Annotated in this window: 13 protein-coding genes; 1 reads left to right on the forward strand and 12 read right to left on the reverse strand. The window is 45.5% G+C overall.

Annotated elements, in window-relative coordinates; translation table 11 throughout:
- Window positions 1-10: 10 nt before the first annotated feature.
- From W293_RS0106440 to W293_RS0106490, 11 genes are all read right to left on the reverse strand, one after another.
- Window positions 11-931: a hydroxymethylglutaryl-CoA lyase gene (locus W293_RS0106440; protein WP_025651650.1), complete on the reverse strand. Its 921-nt coding sequence runs from the start codon at window positions 929-931 to the stop codon at window positions 11-13.
- 36 nt (window positions 932-967) lie between these two features.
- Complete coding sequence (locus W293_RS0106445; RefSeq protein WP_025651651.1) at window positions 968-3,091, reverse strand: acetyl/propionyl/methylcrotonyl-CoA carboxylase subunit alpha; 2,124 nt, start codon at window positions 3,089-3,091, stop codon at window positions 968-970.
- 77 nt (window positions 3,092-3,168) lie between these two features.
- The gene (locus W293_RS0106450) at window positions 3,169-3,975 is read right to left on the reverse strand and encodes an enoyl-CoA hydratase/isomerase family protein (protein WP_025651652.1); all 807 of its coding nucleotides are present in this window, start codon (window positions 3,973-3,975) and stop codon (window positions 3,169-3,171) included.
- Window positions 3,976-4,053: 78 nt separating this feature from the next.
- Window positions 4,054-5,664 carry a carboxyl transferase domain-containing protein gene (locus W293_RS0106455; protein WP_025651653.1) on the reverse strand — a complete coding sequence of 537 codons (1,611 nt, stop codon included), beginning with the start codon at window positions 5,662-5,664 and terminating at the stop codon, window positions 4,054-4,056.
- Between the two features lie 144 nt (window positions 5,665-5,808).
- Entirely contained in the window at window positions 5,809-7,584 is a 1,776-nt protein-coding gene (locus tag W293_RS0106460) for an AMP-binding protein (protein WP_025651654.1), read from the reverse strand.
- A 292-nt stretch (window positions 7,585-7,876) separates the two neighbouring features.
- Complete coding sequence (locus W293_RS0106465) at window positions 7,877-9,664, reverse strand: AMP-binding protein (protein WP_025651655.1); 1,788 nt, start codon at window positions 9,662-9,664, stop codon at window positions 7,877-7,879.
- A gap of 342 nt (window positions 9,665-10,006) precedes the next feature.
- On the reverse strand, window positions 10,007-11,233 hold the full coding sequence (locus tag W293_RS0106470) for an FAD-dependent oxidoreductase (protein WP_025651656.1): 1,227 nt from the start codon (window positions 11,231-11,233) through the stop codon (window positions 10,007-10,009).
- A 212-nt stretch (window positions 11,234-11,445) separates the two neighbouring features.
- The gene (locus W293_RS0106475) at window positions 11,446-12,177 is read right to left on the reverse strand and encodes an amino acid ABC transporter ATP-binding protein (protein ID WP_173239201.1); all 732 of its coding nucleotides are present in this window, start codon (window positions 12,175-12,177) and stop codon (window positions 11,446-11,448) included.
- Window positions 12,178-12,370: 193 nt separating this feature from the next.
- A complete protein-coding gene (locus tag W293_RS0106480; protein WP_025651658.1) occupies window positions 12,371-13,042 on the reverse strand; it encodes an ABC transporter permease subunit in 672 nt (223 codons plus the stop codon).
- Window positions 13,039-13,785 (reverse strand): amino acid ABC transporter permease, encoded by a 747-nt coding sequence (locus W293_RS0106485; RefSeq protein ID WP_025651659.1) that lies wholly within the window; start codon window positions 13,783-13,785, stop codon window positions 13,039-13,041. The genes W293_RS0106480 and W293_RS0106485 overlap by 4 nt, the downstream gene beginning before the upstream one ends.
- A gap of 99 nt (window positions 13,786-13,884) precedes the next feature.
- On the reverse strand, window positions 13,885-14,865 hold the full coding sequence (locus W293_RS0106490) for a glutamate/aspartate ABC transporter substrate-binding protein (protein WP_198015427.1): 981 nt from the start codon (window positions 14,863-14,865) through the stop codon (window positions 13,885-13,887).
- Between the two features lie 417 nt (window positions 14,866-15,282).
- Here W293_RS0106490 and W293_RS0106495 point away from each other — a divergent pair, with 417 nt between their 5' ends.
- The gene (locus W293_RS0106495) at window positions 15,283-16,263 is read left to right on the forward strand and encodes an Hsp33 family molecular chaperone HslO (protein ID WP_025651661.1); all 981 of its coding nucleotides are present in this window, start codon (window positions 15,283-15,285) and stop codon (window positions 16,261-16,263) included.
- A 300-nt stretch (window positions 16,264-16,563) separates the two neighbouring features.
- Here W293_RS0106495 and W293_RS0106500 read toward each other — a convergent pair whose 3' ends face one another.
- Complete coding sequence (locus W293_RS0106500; RefSeq protein ID WP_025651662.1) at window positions 16,564-18,042, reverse strand: alpha/beta fold hydrolase; 1,479 nt, start codon at window positions 18,040-18,042, stop codon at window positions 16,564-16,566.
- Between the last annotated feature and the right edge of the window lie 177 nt (window positions 18,043-18,219).

Genomic DNA, 18,219 nt, shown 5'->3' on the forward strand with positions numbered 1-18,219 from the left:
GTAGTGTTAGTTAAGGCTGACGCTTATTGATGATGGCTCGCGCCACGCTTGACCCATTACGACGACCTAAAAACTCACTGATACGCTCACCTGCCACGACCAGTCTATCCAAGTCAATACCAGTACTGATACCCATGCCATGCAGCATATAGACAACGTCTTCGGTAGCGACATTACCCGTTGCGCCTTTGGCATATGGACAACCGCCAAGCCCAGCCACTGAGGTATCGAATTCGCTGACGCCCATCTGTAGTGCGGCTAAGGTATTACTGACTGCTTGACCATAAGTATCATGGAAATGGCCTGATAGCATAGCGATGTCGGCATATTCTAAAGCGGCTTGTAGCGCGCGCTGTACTTTCAGCGGCGTACCTACCCCAATCGTATCGGCAATACCAATCTGTTCTGAACCAATCTCAACCAAACGCTTAGTCACATAAGCCACTTGGCTAGGGTCAATCTCGCCTTCATAAGGGCAACCGACCGTGCAAGAGATAACACCGCGCACTTTGATGCCCTGCTCTTTTGCGGCAGCGGCAACGGGTGCAAAACGTTCAATACTTTCATCAATACTGCAATTGATGTTTTTTTGACTAAAGGTTTCACTGGCTGAGCCAAAAATTACTATTTCATCAGGACGATGTACAATGGCATTTTCAAAACCGCGCATATTTGGCACGAGTACCGAATACATAACGTCATCATGCCTATTATCTGCAAGCGCGGTCATTAGCTCACTGTTGTCGCCCATTTGCGGCACCCATTTTGGCGAGACAAAGCTGGTCGCCTCAAGCTTCTTGACGCCTGCTGCGATTAAATCGTTGATAAGCGTTTGCTTAACCGCCGTCGGTACCGTCATGGCTTCGTTTTGTAGGCCATCACGTGGGCTGACATCCACGATGGTGACATGGTCTGGATACGAATGGCTCATGGTTATTATCCTTTTATTGTTCTTATACTTCAGTTCTTAAGCTTCGCTAGCTTCTGTGTCGATGCGCAGTAACTCATCACCATCAGCAACCGAGTCACCCGCCGCAAATAACAATTCTGCCACCACGCCGTCAGTTGGTGCGGTAATGGTATGTTCAATTTTCATCGCTTCAATAACGGCAAGTGGCTCGCCTTTTTTCACGCTATCGCCGACAGCCACTTTGAAGGCAACGACCTGCCCTGGCATTGGTGACTTCAAACTACCGACCGCTGCAGACTCTTCGCCCACATGTGCCATAATATCAATCAGCGTAATCTCGTCCCGACCGCTATCTGTGAACACATAAACGGTCTCATTATGTACCCAACTTTGAGCACTAATACGTGCGCCTTCTAGCCATAAAGTATGATTGTGTGCGTCACTGCTGGCGTAGCTGACTTCACCTTCATAAACACTCTCTGTCTGAGCGGCCACATTGACATTATCTTGAGTGTCGTTACTCGCGATCTCTTTTTCAATGGCCAACGTAAAGCTGCTGAGAGTATCGCTACCCTTTTTGCTGTCAGCATCATTCGCATTGTGCCAATTACTAATACGGGCGCTATAAGCTTGTTCATCATATATCAAGCTAAACGATCTTGTGTAATCGTTATAAGCACGGAAACCAGTAGGCTTACTAAAAGGATCTGCATCTGCGTCTTGTGCAATCCCTTCACTGGCAAGCTGCTGCGCAATAGCCGTCACAGCAAGCGTCGATAATTTAAGCGGATGCTGATTAAACAGCTCGTCCGCCTCACGCTCTATCAGTGCGGTATCGAGATTGGCTTGACTAAATGACTCAGTATTTAGAATATAGCGTAAAAACGCCACGTTAGTCGGCAAACCAACGATGCGTGTTTGTCCGAGTGCTCGATCGAGTTTCGCTAATGCTTGCTCACGAGTGGGCGCATGAACGATAAGCTTGGCAATCATAGAGTCGTAGAACGGGCTAATGACATCACCCTCGCGTACCCCATCATCGATACGCACGCCTGCGCTGTCGTTATTAATAACAAAGGTGCTATGCTCGGGTTTTTGATAAGTAAATAAAGTACCTGTCGCTGGCAAAAAGCCATTGTCAGGGTTTTCAGCACAGATACGCGCTTCAATCGCATGACCATTAATTGCCAGCTCATCTTGCTGCTTAGGTAATGGCTTACCCGCGGCGACCAAGAGTTGCCACTCGACCAAATCGACACCCGTAATCGCTTCACTAACAGGATGCTCAACTTGCAAACGCGTATTCATTTCCATGAAATAAAAATTCATAGAGTCTTCACGCTGCTCCACAATAAACTCAACCGTACCTGCACCCACGTAATCGACCGCACGTGCTGCTTCGATTGCCGCTGTGCCCATCGCTTCACGCATCGCAGTATCGACACCCGGTGCTGGCGCTTCTTCTAATACTTTTTGGTGGCGACGCTGTACTGAGCAATCACGCTCAAATAGATGCACATAATTACCATGCGTATCACCGAATACTTGGATTTCTATATGACGTGGTTTTAGCGCATATTTTTCGACCAACACTTGATCATTGCCAAAACTGGTAATCGCTTCGCGGCGGCATGAGTCCAACAGGTCAATAAAATCGCTACTTTTTTCAACGATACGCATGCCTTTGCCGCCGCCACCTGCACTCGCTTTAATCAAGACAGGATAGCCAATACTATCTGCCTGCTGCTGCAAAAACTGTGCATCTTGGTTATCACCATGATAGCCTGGTATCAGCGGCACACCAGCCGATTCCATTAAGCGCTTAGACTCAGACTTGCCGCCCATAGCACGAATAGCATCCGCCGATGGGCCAATAAACACCAAGCCAGCATCTTGGCAAGCCTGCGCAAAGTCTGCATTTTCGCTCAAGAACCCATATCCTGGATGAATCGCTTGGGCACCAGTCTCAAGCGCTATCGCAATAATAGCATCGCCTTTGAGATAACTGTCTTTCGGTGCCGAACCGCCTAAATAGATGGCCTCATCACAGACAGCCACATGCTTGGCCTCACGATCCGCATCAGAATAAACAGCAACGGTACTGACGCCAAGACGCTTAGCAGTCGCAGCCACTCGGCAAGCAATTTCACCACGATTGGCGATTAGAATTTTAGAAAACATAACTATCCCTGTGTCTTGTCGTTATTATTTGACGTCTTGTCTATTTGCCCATTTGCCTATCATTGTTCTACTACTAGTTAGTCTGCCATTAGCCAATCAGGTTTACGCTTTTGCAAAAACGCTTGTACCCCCTCGCGGCCTTGTGTTGATGAGCGGATATCAGCGATACCTTTGACCGTGTCAGCAATCAGCTCATCTGTAATAGGTGCACCAGCGACAGCGTGTAATAGCTGTTTGCAGGTTTTTACCGCGTCAGGGCTATTTTTGACGACCTTATTACAGAACGCAGCCACTTCATCGGCCAGCCACTCTTCGCTGACACGCTCATGGATAAAACCAAGCTGACGCGCCTTTTTGGCATCAAATACTTCAGCACTTAAAAAATAACGCTGCGATGCTCTAGCGCCTAGCGCTCGGATAACATAAGGACTGATAGTGGCAGGTGCCAACCCTAAACGGACTTCGCTGAGGCAAAAGTTTGCAATTTTGACCGCAATGGCTACGTCACAAGCAGCGACCAGACCCATGCCACCTGCGTACACATCGCCTTGAATAGCCGCAACTGTTGGCTTAGGACATTCGTAAATAGTCTTAAGCATTTGCGCCAATTTATCAGCATCCGCTAGATTCTCTTCATAGCTATAATCTGCCATGGCACGCATCCAATTAAGGTCAGCACCTGCGCAAAATACCTTGCCAGCTGCTGCTAGCACAATGACACGTATATTATCATCAGCACCAAGCATACTGAATGCATCGGTCAGCTCAGCTATCATTTCATCGTTAAAGGCATTACGTATCTCAGGACGATTTAACGTCACTGTCGCCACGTGCTGCTCCACTTTAACCAGTAGGCTTTTATAGTTATTTATATTTTGTTGCATTGTCTTCTCTTTTTTTAGTCACTATCTACTATCTTTACTAATGATATTTATTGAGTATCGTTAAATATTAAAAACTGGTTACATTCTAAAGACACCAAAAGTCGTCTCTTCAATCGGAGCGTTATAAGCGGCGCTCAGCCCCAATGCCAGCACATGACGAGTATCAGCAGGGTCAATCACGCCATCATCCCACATACGTGCGGTGGCATAATACGGATGACCTTGCTCTTCATACATTTCACGAATCGGCGCTTTAAATGCGGCTTCGTCTTCATCACTCCACGCTTCGCCCTTGCGATCAAAGTTATCACGTTTGACCGTTGCCAGTACTGAGGCGGCTTGCTCGCCGCCCATGACAGAGATACGGGCATTTGGCCACATCCATAAGAAGCGCGGGCTATAAGCACGGCCACACATACCGTAGTTACCAGCGCCGAACGAGCCACCGACGATAACGGTGAACTTTGGCACTTTTGCATTAGCAACCGCCATTACCATTTTGGCGCCATGACGAGCGATACCTTCGTTCTCGTATTTACGACCCACCATAAAGCCAGTAATGTTTTGCAGGAACACCAACGGTATTTTGCGTTTACAGCACAGCTCGATGAAGTGCGTGCCTTTTTGCGCTGACTCACTGAACAGAATGCCGTTATTAGCAATAATACCAACAGGCATCCCTTCGATATGAGCAAACCCGCAGACCAGCGTCGTACCAAAGCGTGCTTTAAACTCGTCAAATTCACTGTCATCAACGATACGCGCGATGATTTCTCTGATATCAAATGGCTTGCGCTTGTCCGTTGGAATCACACCGTACAATTCTTTAGCGTCATAACGTGGCGGACGCGGTGTGATTTGATTAGGAATATTTTTTGCAGGGCGATTTAGGTGACTAACGATATTACGCGCGATCGATAACGCGTGCGTATCATTCTGCGCTAAATGATCAACCACGCCTGAAAGTCGGGTATGTACATCACCGCCACCCAAGTCTTCTGCCGTGACCTCTTCACCCGTTGCTGCTTTAACCAGTGGTGGACCACCCAAAAAGATAGTGCCTTGCTCTTTGACAATAATAGACTCATCGCTCATAGCAGGCACATACGCACCGCCAGCCGTACAGCTGCCCATAACCACGGCAATTTGCGGAATGCCTGCTGCACTCAGATTGGCTTGATTAAAGAAGATACGGCCGAAATGTTCTTTATCCGGGAACACATCATCTTGGTTCGGTAGGTTTGCACCACCTGAATCAACCAGATAAACGCACGGCAGATGATTTTCTTGAGCAATCTCTTGGGCACGTAGATGTTTTTTGACCGTCATTGGATAGTACGTGCCGCCTTTTACCGTGGCATCATTACAGACAATCATACACTCGGTGCCGTTAATTCGGCCGATACCCGCAATCACGCCAGCTGCTGGAATCTCTTCGCCATACATATCATGCGCCGCCATCGGCGCCACTTCTAAAAATGGCGTACCGACATCAAGCAAACGCTCGACACGCTCACGAGGCAGTAGCTTGCCACGCGCTAGATGCTTAGCTCGCGCTCGCTCTGATCCGCCTTGAACGACTTTACGCAAGTGCACATATAAGTCATCGACTACCGCTTGCATGGCGGCACTGTTTTGCTGAAATTCAGCAGCGTTTGGACTCAGTTTACTAGTTATGATAGCGCTCATGATATCCCTTTTCTTTTATACGTAAATGCGAGTAGCTTTTTATGTTATGCGAGTCATTTTAACTGTTGTTTATTTTAAGCGTTACTCACATGATTAATCCGTGATTTTCAGGTCTGGTTATTTCATACCTGACAAGCAAGCTTACTATAAGCCCAGCTCTTCTTTCATTTGTTCGATAATTTTATACTTTTGAATTTTGCCAGTGATGGTCATCGGGTATTCGGTCACAAAGCGATAGTAGGTCGGCACTTTATAATGAGCGATATGCTCGCTACAGAACTGGCGCACGTCTTCTTCAGTCAGGCAGTCAGGCTCTTTAGGAATAATCCATGCGGCCAGTACTTCACCATAACGCTCATCTGGGATGCCAACGATTTGCACATCACGAATCTTTGGATGGCGATATAAATAGTTTTCAATCTCAACTGGATAAATATTTTCACCGCCACGAATGACCATGTCTTTACTACGACCAACGATTTTGACATAGCCATCTTCGTCCATAGTGGCCAAATCACCGGTATGCATCCAACCATCTTGAATGGCTTCGCGGGTTTTAAAGCGGCTGCCCCAATAGCCTTTCATCACTGAATAACCACGGGTCAGTAGCTCGCCAGTTTCCCCTAAGGGTACAATCTCGCCCGTTTCGATATCGACGACTTTAACTTCAAGCGCAGGTTGTACCAAACCAACGGTCGATACTTGCTTCTCAAGTGGCGTATGCTCATTGGTCTGGCAGGAAACGGGACTGGTCTCAGTCATGCCATAAGCAATGGTGACCTCACTCATATGCATCTTATCAATGACACGGCGCATGACTTCAATCGGACAGCTAGAGCCGGCCATAATGCCAGTACGCAAAGTCGATAAATCAAAGTTCTTAAACTCCGGATGGTCAAGCTCGGCGATAAACATCGTTGGCACGCCATGCAGACCCGTACATTTTTCTTCTTCGACGGCTTGCAGGACTGATAACGGCTCAAAGCCATCGTTCGGATAGACGATACAACCGCCATGCGTCAGAATCGCTAAGTTGCCGAGCACCATGCCGAAGCAGTGATATAAAGGTACTGGAATACACAGCCTGTCTTCTTCAGTGAGATTCATAGCCTCACCGATAAAGTAGCCGTTATTTAAGATATTGCGATGGCTTAACGTAGCACCTTTTGGCGTCCCTGTCGTGCCACTGGTAAATTGGACGTTAATAGCATCCGTGTTTTTAAGCTGGGCTTGACGCTCGGCAACCCGTGGATCGTTGGCATCGCCTTCCGCCATCCAAGCAGAGAACTTCTGCATAAAACCAAACTCTTCATCAGAGTCTGGTTCATCAATCCAAATGATACGCTCAATGGTTGGAATCTCGACCAAATCAAGCTGAGTATAATCTTTATGGTAAATCTCAGGACACAGCTCACGGATGAGACCTGCATAGTCGCTGCTTTTGAAATGGCGCATGAGCACGAGTGCTGAGCAGCCGAGTTTATTTAACGCATATTGCAGCTCAAAGGTACGATAGGCAGGATTGATATTGACGAGGATAACGCCGACTTTCGCGGTTGCTAATTGCATCAAGAGCCATTCAGCATTGTTGTGCGACCAGATACCGATGCGATCACCAATCTCAAGTCCCATCTCAATCATACTACTAGCCAGCTGATTAACATGCTGTTGTAACTCACGATACGTCCAGCGGATATTTTGATGGCGCACGACCAGTGCTTCGCGCTCTGGGTATTTTGAGACAATCGCATCAAAGAAATCACCAATAGTCGCTTCAATCAGCGGCACATCAGGACCTTTATCATAGCTTTGAGTAAGTGGTGCATTGGCTGAGCGTGCGCCCATATTGATACTAGGAATGTTGTTTAAAATAGTATCGAAGTCAACGCGAGTCGAATCGAAATCAGGAGTTTGAGTCATAACGAGTCCTTTCGTTTTACTTTTTATAGTATTTATAAATAGCACTTATTAATAGCCTGCGTGCAAACCTTCTTCCTTGGGCATGTCTTATATAGCATTCAGCTACTATAACGCCATCAATGAAAGGCTGTCAATAATAGTAATACATTATGTATCATTTAAAAATAACGACACAAGAGTAATGCTTCAATGGTGACTAATCAACGAGTCTTTTATACGACCTAAATTAGAAAAGCCAGCTTTATACCATAATAGTAAAAAGCTGGCTTTTCCAGTGATGAATAGTTTCAAATCACTCCAAGCCCAACTCCTCTATCATTTGCTCAACAATTTTATATTTTTGAATTTTACCAGTGACGGTCATTGGGTATTCATCAACGAAACGAAAATAGGTCGGCACTTTATAATGAGCGATATGGTCACGACAAAATTGACGCACTTCTTCTTCGTTTAAGCTACCCGGCTCTTTTGGAATAATCCACGCCGCCAATACTTCACCATACTTTTTATCAGGAACACCAACGATTTGCACATCACGAATTTTTGGATGGCGATAGAGATAGTTCTCAACTTCTACTGGATAAATATTTTCGCCGCCACGAATGATCATATCTTTACTACGCCCAACCACAGTGATATAGCCATCTTCGTCCATCGTTGCCAAATCACCCGTGTGCATCCAACCATCCTGAATGGCTTTTCGGGTTTTAAAACGGCTGCCCCAATAGCCTTTCATGACCGCGTAGCCGTATGTCAGTAATTCGCCCGTCTCTCCAATCGGGACGACCTCACCCGTTTCGGTATCGACGATTTTGACCTCAAGCGCTGGTAGCACCATTCCTACGGTAGATACTCTCTTTTCAAGGGGCGTTTGCGAGCTGGTCTGACAAGAGGCTGGACTGGTCTCGGTCATGCCATAAGCAATGGTCACCTCGCTCATGTGCATCTTATCCATGACACGGCGCATGACCTCAATAGGACAGCTTGAGCCGCCCATAATACCGGTGCGCAGACTAGATAAATCAAAGCTATCAAATTCTGGATGATCAAGTTCCGCGATAAACATCGTTGGTACTCCAAGCAGGGCAGTACACTTTTCTGCTTCCACTGTTTGCAATACCGTTAGCGGATCAAAACCATCATTGGGATACACCGCGCAACCACCGTGAGTTAAAATGGCTAAATTGCCACCCACCATGCCAAAGCAGTGATAAAGCGGCAATGGGATACATAGCCTATCTTCTTCTGTCAGCCTCATTCCTTCGCCCATAAAATAGCCGTTGTTCAAGATATTACGATGCGTTAAGGTAGCGCCTTTGGGTGTGCCGGTTGTGCCACTGGTAAACTGCACACTAATAGCATCAGTATTCTTAAGCGAGGCTTGGCGTTCCGCTACGCGAGGGTCGTTTGCATCACCCTCTGCCATCCACGTAGAGAACTTCTGCATAAAATTAAAGTCCTCATCGCTTTCTGGTTCATCAATCCAAATAATGCGCTCGATGGTAGGAATCTCGACCAAATCAAGCTGAGTATAGTCTTTATGATAAATTTCAGGACATAGCTCACGAATCATTTGCGTATAGTCACTGGTTTTAAAATGACGCATCAATACCAAGGCCGAACAGCCCAGTTTATTCAGCGCATATTGCAGCTCAAACGTTCGATAAGCAGGATTGATATTGACTAAGATGACGCCAATTTTTGCTGTTGCTAATTGCATCAGCAACCATTCAGCATTGTCATGCGACCAAATAGCGATACGATCACCTATCTCAAGTCCCATCTCAATCATGGCACTGGCTAACTGATTGACTTTTTCCTGTAGCTCACGGTAAGTCCAACGGATATTTTGATGGCGAGAAACCAAGGCTTCACGCTCAGGATATTTATTGACAATGGCATCAAAAAAATCTCCGATGGTCGCCTCAATTAGCGGTACATCAAGTCCTTTGTCATGGCTTTGGGTGAGTGGCGCATTCGCTGAGCGCGCACCTATATTAACTTTGGGAACATTATTGAGAATACTGTCATTAAGAATCTTGTCATTGAGAATATTGTCGAAATCGGCAAGCTGAGTCATAACGAGTCCTTTCGTTTTACGGTTGAGGTTTTTTTAGCAGTGCTATAAAAATAGGCTACCAAAGTAAATGTGATATTTTTCCTTGAACAGTTTTTAACGCATCCTCTTTATCGCTATAGATTTATCACCACAGATTGTGATTAAACTAAACTAAGTTCTAACCAATAATACAGTGCTTTAAATTAAAGAATATCAATAATAATACGATATGTATCGATATTAGACTGAAGCGTTCTTAAGTCTAATATCGATACAAGAGATGTGGTACATGTGAATAAAAAAAGCCAGCGCTGCCTTAGGATGGCAACACTGACTTAACGTTAGAAGCTTTTCTTTTAACCATTACGATTTAAGTATAACGGGCGCTTTAATCGTTACTGTCGCACTGACTTCATTGTTATCATCTAACAAATTCATGATTAACTCTTCATCCGTTTCAGTAGTTATCTGCCAATTACCTACCGCTTGCGGTACGCCAGTAACCATGACAGAGATGGCTTTATTTTTTAGACGAATCATCGGAGGCTTATGCTCATAGCCGTCGTGGTCATGACCTAAAATATCATCGGCAATGGTCGCAGCTTGCGCACGCAGCGGTGCAACATAACGACAAGCGACGCCATTGATAGACATGCAATCACCAATGGCGTAAATACTAGAAGTATTAGTACGCAACGTTGTCGCATCAACCACGATACCGGTACGTCGATTGAATTCAACGCCAGCAGCAGCAGGCAATTTATCATCAACCGTCAAACCGGTACTGGCAATCACGTGATCGACGATTAATGGTTCGGACTGCGAAGACACTGTGTTTTGTGCATCTAATGGCTCATAGCTGACTTGTAACTTTCCAATATTGTTGCCATCACTTATTCGAATAACTTCAGTTATCTGATAGCCGCCCAAAAAGTTAATCCCTTGTGATTTGACCGCTTGAGCAATACGTGCCGTCGCTTTTGACGGTAGCATTTGTGAAAGCGGTGCATCATTTAAATCAATCAGCGTTACTTGATGACCAGCCTTGAGTAAATCCTCGGCGATTTCTGTCCCAACCATGCCCGCCCCTACAATGGCAACGTGCTGACTGCCGCTTGCTAGCTTTTCTTGCAGCTGACCAAAACGCTCAATATGATTGACGTGCCAGACCAAATCCTCAGGCAAGCTTTTTGGGAAAATAGGATGTGCGCCCATTGCCAGTACCATCTTGTCATAGCTTATCGCTGTCGATGTCTCCGACTGCGTGCTAGATGCAATCTGCAATGTTTGACTCACAGGATCAATATTTATCACATGCGTATTAGCCAGCAACGTCACTTGCGCAGCCTCTGCGGCATCACTACCTGTAGCCCGCACCAAATCGGCGGCGCTTTTCTTCTGGCTAATCGCCATCGTTAGCATTGGTTTATGATAACGATCACCATTATCAGCAGTAATTAAAGTAATCGGAATGTCTTTATCTTTAGTCCGGATCGCATCAATCACGTGCCAGCCAGCCAATCCTGCGCCAACAATGACAATACCTGCCGATGGATTGCTCGCCACTACTGATGAATTTTCTACACTCATATTAGCTCCAATATCGTTTATAAATTATTTTAATTTTTGACATATTGGCTGCTATTGTATCAGTAAACAGCCATTCACTCATATATAGTCAGTCCTATATAAATCTACTGATATGCTGTGGGCACAAAAAAAGCGCCTATTAATAGACGCTATTGATAAATATTACTTATAAAAGGTTCAAATAACAAAGTAGCTGTTTTTAGTAGCCATCTCTAATGATTGAGAATCTTTGACAAGAACATCTGCGCGCGCTCACTTTTTGCGCCTTCAAAGAACTCATCTTTACTACAGTTTTCGACGATATGCCCTTCATCCATAAAGATAATCCGGTTGGCAACCTGACTGGCAAAGCCCATTTCATGGGTCACACACATCATGGTCATACCATCACGGGTCAGCTCTACCATCACATCGAGCACCTCTTGAATCATCTCTGGATCAAGCGCAGAGGTTGGCTCATCGAATAGCATGGCTACCGGATCCATCGCCAAGGCCCGCGCAATCGCCACCCGCTGCTGCTGGCCGCCAGATAGCTCCGCAGGATATTTCGCGGCTTGTACCGTCAGTCCGACGCGGTCAAGATAGGCCATGGCTTTTTGTTTGGCCTCGCTCTCTTTACGACCCAATACCTTAATCTGCGCGACCGTCAGATTATCGATAATGGTCAAATGCGGAAACAGCTCAAAATGCTGGAATACCATTCCCACACTGCTACGCAGCTTAGGTAAATTAGTCTTAGGTGCGCCAACAGAGATACCATTAACGATAATTTGTCCTTTTTGGAAAGGCTCAAGTCCGTTAACCGTTTTAATCAAGGTGGATTTTCCACTACCTGATGGACCACAGACCACGACGACATCGCCTTTATGGACATGAGCGGTACAGTCAGTCAGCACTTGAAAGTCGCCATACCACTTACTGACACTGTCTATTTCAATGACCATCTCATCAGTCGCATGACCATTATTTGTGACCAGTCCGCCAAAGTCATTTGTATAAGTGTCAGCACTATTTATCACTGGCTCATTCATCACTGGCTCCTAACCACATTATGTTCGGTAATCATTATTAAATAAAAGTACTTTAGTAAAAGTATCAGACTCAACCTATTCAACTAAAAAGCTTTGATTAAAACGCTTAAAACCTTAAGCGCTTTTGTAATTGCTGCACGCCGATAGAGGCGCTCAAGCTGATGATAAAGTAAATTGCTCCAGCACCTAAAATATAAGGCGTCAATAGACCCATCAACTCACCACGAACGTAAGCGGCGCGGAAAAAATCCGTCAAACCAATGGCAAAAACTAGCGTCGTATCTTGGAATAAGATAATACACTGCTGCAAAATCAGTGGCAGCATCTTGCGAAATGCTTGTGGCAAAATCACAAGGCGCATGGTCTGCCCATAAGTCATGCCCAAGGCTTTAGCGGCATTAACCTGTCCACTACCAATCGACTGGATACCAGCACGCACCACTTCTGAAAAGTAAGCGGCCTCAAACATCATAAAGGCGACGACACAAGAAGCAAAAGCGGCATCAAGCTGTAGGTACTTACCTGCTACCCAAAAATAAATCATCGGTACGGCAAAATAAAACCACAGCAGCACCAATAACAATGGTACAGAGCGGAAGTAATTAACGTATAACTTTGCTGGTATTTCAAGCGCTTTGATACCTGACAAGCGCATCAATGCCAATACCGTGCCTAAACTGATGCCACCAACAATCGCCAAAAACAGTACTTTTAAAGTCATGAGCATACCGTCCATGAGACCAGGATAAGCAGTAGCAAGTTCGGTCATCATACTCATTTCTGACTCCCTGCAATAAGCCCCGGCACACGCAGTTTGCGTTCAATAAAGCCCATAATGGCAATCAATGACAGGTTAAATACTAAATAGATAATCGTCGCATACGTATAAATCTCAATACTATTTTGCGTATACTCGCTGATGGTTTTGGTTTGGCTAATCAGCTCCATCACCCCCACTAAGGAAGCGACAGACGCGTTCTTAAAACAGTTGGTCAGCTCTGAGCTCAGCGGTGGCAAAATGATGCGGAAGGCTTGCGGTAACAGCACTTCTTTATAGACTTGTGGAATACTAAAACCCAGCGCGTAAGCGGCATTGATCTGCCCTTGGGGTAATGACTCGATACCTGTCCGTACCTGTTCGACGATACGAGCGGCGGTAAACAAACCAAGACCAATACTGGCTGAAAGCATGGCTGAAGTGTTGGGCGATAGGTCCCGATACCACCAGTCCTGTATCGCTGGTGTCAACCAGCCGGGGGCGATATAGAACCAAAAAAATAGCTGGACAAGCAAAGGAATATTACGAAAAAACGTCACATACGCCGTACCGATCGTCCGCGCGGTCTTATTGGGTAAGGTGCGCATGATACCAAAGACGGTACCGACGACCATAGCGATTGTCCAAGCAATACTACCAATCAATAGCAGCCAGCCAAGACCCGTCATCATCCAATGGATATAAAGCTCGCTACCGATACCGGTATGCTCAAAGAGCACACCCCAGTTCCAGCTATAATTCATGGTTGGCTCTCCGAGCAGCGATTGATAAGCCGACGCGCCAGATGGGTTTTACCTATGACTCTGAGCACGTCAGCAAGCTATGTGGTGGGACAAGTAACGTTATTGCGCAGTCGCAGCTTTAGGCTGAGCGCTATCATGCGGATTGGCAATCAAAGCTTTTAAGTTGTCTGACATCTCAAAGTTTAGATTGACGTTTTTCGGTGGAATTGGGTTCAAGAACCATTTGTCATAGATGCTATTAATCTCACCAGAACTATAAACATTGGCAAGCGCTTCATCGACCACGGCTTTGAACTCAGGATCATCTTTACGCATCATACAACCATAGATCTCAAACGATTGTGGCTCACCGACGATGACCCATTCATCAGGATTTTTTGCTTTGGCTTTTTCGCCAGCCAGCAAGACATCGTCCATCATAAAGGCATCCGCACGGCCGTTTTCTAGCATTAAGAAGCCTTCGCCATGATCTTTTGCTGAGATAATATTGGTATTCATTTTATTATCATCGTTGTACTGACGGATGTAACGCTCTGAGGTCGTACCCGATGTGGTGACTAGGGTTTTATCCTTTAAGTCAGCAAAATCATTGATACCTGAATCTTTTTTGGTCAATAGACGAGTGCCGATTTCGAAGAAACCATTGGAGAACGCTACTTGTTTTTGGCGCTCTTCGTTGTTGGTCGTTGAGCCACATTCGAAATCTACCGTACCGTTTTGTACCAATGGGATACGGGTTTGTGAGGTGATCAGGTTATAACGAATTTTTAGATCGGGCATGTTTAACTTTTGCTTGACCGCTTCCACCACTTTCATTTCTAAATCATGGGCATAGCCGATAGGCTGATTAGGATCATCAGCGATATAGGAGAATGGAATAGAGGAGTCACGGTGACCGACGACGATAGTGCCTGAATCTTTGATTTTTTGTAGCGTACCGTTAGGATTTGCTGCCGCTTCTGTGGTGGTCGCATCGCCTGCTGCTGACTCGTCAGTGGTTTGGCTGCTATTATTACAGCCCGTTAGGGCTAATGCCATAAACGCAACCAGAGTCAACGGTTTGGAGAATAAGTAGGTCATGAGATACATCCTTTTATCACAATATTGAAAGGATACTTGAGCGACATGAAGCTTATTGATTTGACAGTATCGCCCTGCATCCGTGCAGTTGTTGCTGTTATTTATCATAATGCAACTTAATGTTACTGTACAACAAATTTGGGGGTGGTGGTAAACTTTTTTTAATGAAACGACGACTTTCATTTTTAAGTGCTATACCAAGACGCAACGATTGAATGAAAGCCAGCCATTGCAAGAAATATCGACAGATACATTGAAGTACACAATGACAGATATATTGATAAACATCAGGTTAATTAATAATGACATTTATGCTAAATAAATGTCTTCAGACTTTAAAGCAATCGAGTAAATACGATTGATAAATCCTGAGCAATCCCCATAAAGCTAACAACTTCTTAATACTACAAATGACTTATGACCCAAGATACTCAAGTCCCAAATGTGGACAACCAAACTGCTGGCAACCCTACTGATAACGATATCCGCCAACGCTTTTTTATCGAAGACTCGCCCGTACGCGGTGACGTGGTGCGCCTATCACGCAGCTATGCGAGCACCATTGCCCAAAAGCCTTATCCTGAAGCGCTAAAACGCTTATTGGGTGAAATGCTGACAGCGGCAAGTTTGCTGATCAGCACCGTTAAAATCAATGGTCGTCTATCGATTCAACTGCAATCATCAGACAGCGATAGCCTGCTCAATTGGGCAATGGCAGAATGTGATCAAGACGGTATCATCCGCGCCCTTGCCAGCTGGAAAGGCGACACCGATGAACAAGTGCAAGCTTGGAATGATATGACCCATGCCAAAGAAGCCTTTGCTGAGTTGGGCGCGACGGGACAAGGCGTATTGTTTATCAATATCCAGCCTGATGGCGGCGAGCCGTACCAAGGTATCGTCGAGCGCAGTCATGACAACTTGGCTGACTGCTTAGCGCATTATCAAAAGCAATCTGCGCAGATTCCAACGCTGATTAACTTGGCGTCTGATGGCCTACAGGCAGGTGGTATTTTAGTACAGATGCTACCGCGTACGGCTGAGGAAACCTATGAAGTCGAGCAAAACGAAGACGCGGGCATCGATGATGATTTGTGGACACGTTTAAGTGTGCTAACTCGTACAGTAAAAGCAGAAGAATTGACCACGCTGGATGCCAACGAGATTATTTATCGCTTATATAACGAAGAAAACGTCGTAGCGCCCGATCCTGTTGCTTTGGCATTTGGTTGTACCTGCTCACGCGAGAAGTGTGAAATGGCGATTGAGCAAATCGGTGAAGCAGAAGCCTTAGAGATCGTCGAAGAGCAAGGCGGTACGTTTGAGATGGATTGCGGCTTTTGCGGTGAAGTTTATAAATTTAATAAAGACGATGTCGCAGCGGTATTTGCTGACTAGTTTTTATTACTATAAATTAGTATTTATAGTAAACCCCTCAAGTATGCTGCTTGAGGGGTTTTTGTTTTTTAACAGAATCATTAGGGCGTGTCCTCATTTTAAAAATGGTCATAAAAATGAGATAAACTGCCGTCAAATGAGGAAAATAGCGCAAATAATATCGGGATATTAATCAGCTATTTGACGATACTTGGCAAGATTTAGCCCATTTAGAGACAAGCGCTTGAATTGAGGACATGCCCTAATAATGGATGAGTTTTTTTAATGATAAATGACTGCGAATAACAGCTCAGTACCTTTCTACACCGCTATATCTAAACTCCTAGGATAAGAATATATGCGCGTTCTACCAGCATAATCGCTTTTTCCATTATCAAGCAACCATTCAACGACTTGCTCACGCACCCTTCTACTATGAATTAAGTTCATATGATTGACGCCATAAAACACCGCTTTATGACCATCTGGGACAAATAACGCATGCTCGGCATCATCCTCGCCTAGCGCTGATGCGACCGATACCAAGCTATCGCCAAGTAAATCTGTCATCTTTGAATCATAATGAGTCTCGACCAAGGCACTAGCGACAAAATATGTTTTGATACCACTTGGCAGCCGTGCAGGATGGCGGAAATCTTGTGGTAGCACGCTACGACCTTCTAGAGACTTCCAATCAGCATCCCGAATGCTACCATGACGCAGATCAATAATACCGGCACTTCGCATATCGCCTAACTTGGCAAGTGAGCCTGCAAAGGGTAGCTTGGCGATAATATCTTGGACGTGGTTGCCGATGCGCTCAAGGACAGCCCCATGATGCGGCGAGCCTAACGTGATAAGATTGCCCACCCGTTTGACCCAATCCAAGCGTTCTTGCTGACCATAAAACAGTGCACTACGAGCGACCAAGCCGCCCATACTGTGCCCGACCAGATCTATCTGACTGATGTTTGGATTGTTATCCACTAAGTCTTTTAGCAATTGCGAGAATTTACGACCACTGCGTGAGATGCGTCGGCCAGTATTATAGTCCAGCAACAGCACAGTAGTGTCTGGCTGGGTGTTCTTGATGGCATCATCGATACCATTACCTTCTCGCGATTGCCAGCTCAAGTGGCTCATACACAAACCATGACACAAAATGGTGACACGCCCTGATAGCGCGTCACGTTGTAGATTGCCGTCTCTGTCGTATAGCACCATCGGCACCGCAAGCGCATTACCATTATTCACGAGGTGATCGCCCATGACACCATTGAGGACATTGACCAGCTTTTTTAACGAATCTGGTAGTGGTCGCGCACTTTTTTGACTGATGATATTTTTATAGATACGCAGCACCGATGCGAGATTATTGCCCACCATCAGCATGATATGGCGTATCGTGCCATAGATGCGTCCGGTGATACCACGTTGCCAATTGTTAACATTGCCTTCGTTAAAACGCCCCAAAGGACGCAAGATAACTTCGCGGTGGATGGCTTCTACAATCTCAGTGATCTCGACCACTCCCGTCGTCGCCAACTGCGCCAATCCTTCAAAAAAATCAGCAAAAGTGACAGGCGTTGTTGTTATTCCATTGCCTTCATCCGCGAGCAGTTTCATCAGCTCGTCCACATCGATGGCTTCGAGTTGGTCTATCTGCTCATACAAATCACTGTAGCGTGGCTCATTGTTGTCTGAGCCGAAATGCGCCTCAAGCTCATGCCGAGCTTTGGCGTCACTGTTAGCACTGCCATAGCTAACACTGTCGTGATAAAACAAGTCTGGATTGCTCATAGTGTTCATTACGTTGGCACATTCAGCGAAAAGAATAGTTGCCTATATTATCCTTTAAATACAGAAAATAAAAGAGAAGGATTTGACCTTCGCGTATGTTTCTTGACAAATAACTTAATAATTTTATAGAGATAAGCCTTAGACGATGTCATTGATCTCATAAAAACAAAAGAATCC

The sequence above is a fragment of the Psychrobacter sp. TB67 genome (genome assembly GCF_000511065.1).
GTDB lineage: Bacteria > Pseudomonadota > Gammaproteobacteria > Pseudomonadales > Moraxellaceae > Psychrobacter > Psychrobacter okhotskensis.

Excerpts from the sequence above, each read along its gene's own strand:
- W293_RS0106440 (WP_025651650.1), bottom strand. The coding sequence starts at position 931 with ATGAGCCATTCGTATCCAGACCATGTCACCATCGTGGATGTCAGCCCA.
- W293_RS0106500 (WP_025651662.1), bottom strand. The coding sequence starts at position 18,042 with ATGAGCAATCCAGACTTGTTTTATCACGACAGTGTTAGCTATGGCAGT.
- W293_RS0106470 (WP_025651656.1), bottom strand. The coding sequence starts at position 11,233 with ATGAGTGTAGAAAATTCATCAGTAGTGGCGAGCAATCCATCGGCAGGT.
- W293_RS0106490 (WP_198015427.1), bottom strand. The coding sequence starts at position 14,865 with ATGACCTACTTATTCTCCAAACCGTTGACTCTGGTTGCGTTTATGGCA.
- W293_RS0106465 (WP_025651655.1), bottom strand. The coding sequence starts at position 9,664 with ATGACTCAGCTTGCCGATTTCGACAATATTCTCAATGACAAGATTCTT.
- W293_RS0106475 (WP_173239201.1), bottom strand. The coding sequence starts at position 12,177 with ATGGTCATTGAAATAGACAGTGTCAGTAAGTGGTATGGCGACTTTCAA.
- W293_RS0106495 (WP_025651661.1), top strand. The coding sequence starts at position 15,283 with ATGACCCAAGATACTCAAGTCCCAAATGTGGACAACCAAACTGCTGGC.
- W293_RS0106480 (WP_025651658.1), bottom strand. The coding sequence starts at position 13,042 with ATGAGTATGATGACCGAACTTGCTACTGCTTATCCTGGTCTCATGGAC.
- W293_RS0106455 (WP_025651653.1), bottom strand. The coding sequence starts at position 5,664 with ATGAGCGCTATCATAACTAGTAAACTGAGTCCAAACGCTGCTGAATTT.
- W293_RS0106460 (WP_025651654.1), bottom strand. The coding sequence starts at position 7,584 with ATGACTCAAACTCCTGATTTCGATTCGACTCGCGTTGACTTCGATACT.
- W293_RS0106450 (WP_025651652.1), bottom strand. The coding sequence starts at position 3,975 with ATGCAACAAAATATAAATAACTATAAAAGCCTACTGGTTAAAGTGGAG.
- W293_RS0106485 (WP_025651659.1), bottom strand. The coding sequence starts at position 13,785 with ATGAATTATAGCTGGAACTGGGGTGTGCTCTTTGAGCATACCGGTATC.
- W293_RS0106445 (WP_025651651.1), bottom strand. The coding sequence starts at position 3,091 with ATGTTTTCTAAAATTCTAATCGCCAATCGTGGTGAAATTGCTTGCCGA.